Annotated in this window: 2 protein-coding genes and 1 pseudogene; all 3 read left to right on the top strand. The window is 62.8% G+C overall.

Going from position 1 to position 2,167, the window contains the following annotated elements; translation table 11 throughout:
- Positions 1-296, top strand: a pseudogene (locus BLR80_RS13050) (methyl-accepting chemotaxis protein); the annotation flags it as partial.
- An 85-nt stretch (positions 297-381) separates the two neighbouring features.
- Positions 382-876 carry a chemotaxis protein CheW gene (locus BLR80_RS12565; protein ID WP_092080881.1) on the top strand — a complete coding sequence of 165 codons (495 nt, stop codon included), beginning with the start codon at positions 382-384 and terminating at the stop codon, positions 874-876.
- 51 nt (positions 877-927) lie between these two features.
- A partial coding sequence (locus BLR80_RS12560) for a methyl-accepting chemotaxis protein (protein WP_143012182.1) occupies positions 928-2,167 on the top strand: 1,240 nt, incomplete at its 3' end.

Here is a 2,167-nt window from a genome sequence, read left to right as displayed (position 1 = left end):
AGCTTGACCAGGTGATCCAGCAGAACGCCAGCGCCTCGGAGGAGATGGCCTCCACCAGCGAGGAGCTCTCCAGTCAGGCCGAGCAGCTGCAGGACGCCATCAGCTTCTTCAAGCTGGCTGGCGGCCAAAGTGCGACAAAAAAAGCGGCTGCCCGTCCGCCCGTCCGCATCGCGCATGCGACCAAAACCTCCTCCGCCCGGCCGGCGGCCAAGGCTGGCGCTGCCAGCGGCACCGGGGTACTGCTCGACATGGGCAGCGGCAAGGACAAGCTCGACGACGAGTTCGAGGAGTATTGAGACCGGCGAGTGAAAACCCAGCGCTGACGGGCCGGCCCGGCCCGTCAGCCGAACGAACAGATAGCCCGATATGGCCGGAGGAGCTATGGCGAGCGGAGAAAAGCAGACCAGTCAGTATCTGACCTTCAGTCTCGATCACGAAATCTTTGCCCTTAACATCGAAACCGTGCGCGAGGTGCTCGATGTGTCGACCCTGACACGGGTGCCGCGCATGCCGGCATTCATGTGCGGGGTGATCAATCTGCGCGGCAGCGCCGTGGCGGTGGTGGACATGCGGCGCAAGTTTTCTCTGCCGGCAGCGGATGAAACGGTCAACACCTGCATCATCATCTGCGAGGTTACCATCGATGGTGAAGGCACGGTGCTGGGCTGTCTGGTGGATGCGGTGCAGGAGGTGCTGGAACTGGATCGGCAGGAAATCGAACCGCCACCACGCATGGGGACGCGGCTGGAAACCGGCTTTATCCAGGGCATGGGGCGGCGCGGCGAGCAGTTTATTCTGCTGCTGGATCTCGACCGGGTGTTTTCCACCGACGAACTGCTGCAGTTGCAGCGACAGGAACAGGCGCCAGCCGTCTAGGCGGTGGCGCGAGGCCAGCAAGCGGAGACAGTCTGCAGACAGGGAGGGGTTATGAACTGGAAGGATTTACGGCTGCGTACCAAATTTGCGGTTGGTTTCGGTCTGGTGCTGGCGCTGCTGGTGGCCGTCGGGGTCTGGAGCATTCTGGGCATCTCCGGCATTGTCGACAATGCCGCCGAGGTGATCGACGGCAACAAGCTCAAGGGCGAGATGGTTCAGCGCGAGGTCGATCACCTGAACTGGGCCGGCAAGGTCAATGCCCTGCTGACGGACGACAAGGTGACCGAACTTGCGGTCGAAACCGATCCGCGGCAATGCGCCTTCGGTCGCTGGTATTATGGCGAGGGACGCCATGCGGCTGAGGCTCTGGTGCCACAAATCAAGCCGTTGCTGGATGATATCGAGGCCTACCATAACCAGTTGCACCAATCCGCCGCCGCCATCGGCAAGGTGTTTCATCAGGCCGATTTGAGCCTGCCGCAGTTTCTGGCCGAAAAGGAGGCCGACCATCTGGTCTGGGCCAACAGTGTTCTGGCCTACTTCGCCAGCGACCAGAAAACCCTGCAGGTTGAAACCAATGAGCGCCTGTGCAGTCTGGGGCAGTTCCTGTATGGCGAAGCCGGTCAGGCAGCGGCTGCCAGTGATACGGTGCTGGCCCGTCTGCTGGAGGACATCAAGCCGCCGCACGCACGGTTGCACCAGTCGGCCAAGCAACTGATGGCATTGCCCAAACAGCAGGCCCAGCAGGTGTTTGTCAGTGAAACCGTGCCGGCGCTGGAACAGACCCGTGCCGTGCTGGCTCAGCTCAAGGAGCGGGCCAATACGCTGGTGGCGGGCATGGACCAGGCCCGGGGCATCTATGCCACGCAAACCGTGCCCAACCTGGAAAAGGTGCAGGAGCTGCTCGGCAAGATCAGTCGGACCACCGATGAACATATCATGACCGATGCCCAGATGTTGGCTGCTGCGGCCCAGACCCGCACCGGTGTGCTGATTTTTGTCTGCGTTGCCGTTCCTCTCGGGCTGCTGCTGGCGGTGGTGATCGCCCGTGGCATCATCGGTCCGTTGCAGAAAGGCATCGGTTTTGCCCGGCAGGTGGCCGAGGGCGATCTGACCGCGACGCTGGATGTGCAGCAGCAGGACGAGGTCGGTCAGCTGGCCGCCGCCTTGCGCAACATGGTCGAGCAGCTGCAGCGGGTGGTGGCCGACGTGCGCAGCGCCAGCGACAACGTGGCCGCCGGCAGTCAGCAGTTGTCGGCCAGCAGTGAGGAGATGAGCCAAGGCGCCACCG

The organism is Desulfuromonas thiophila (genome assembly GCF_900101955.1).
GTDB lineage: Bacteria > Desulfobacterota > Desulfuromonadia > Desulfuromonadales > Desulfuromonadaceae > Pseudodesulfuromonas > Pseudodesulfuromonas thiophila.
This window is presented reverse-complemented; position numbering and strand designations above follow the sequence as displayed.

What these genes read in the sequence shown, in the direction of transcription:
- BLR80_RS12565 (WP_092080881.1), top strand. Translation starts at nt 382, where the DNA reads ATGGCGAGCGGAGAAAAGCAGACCAGTCAGTATCTGACCTTCAGTCTC.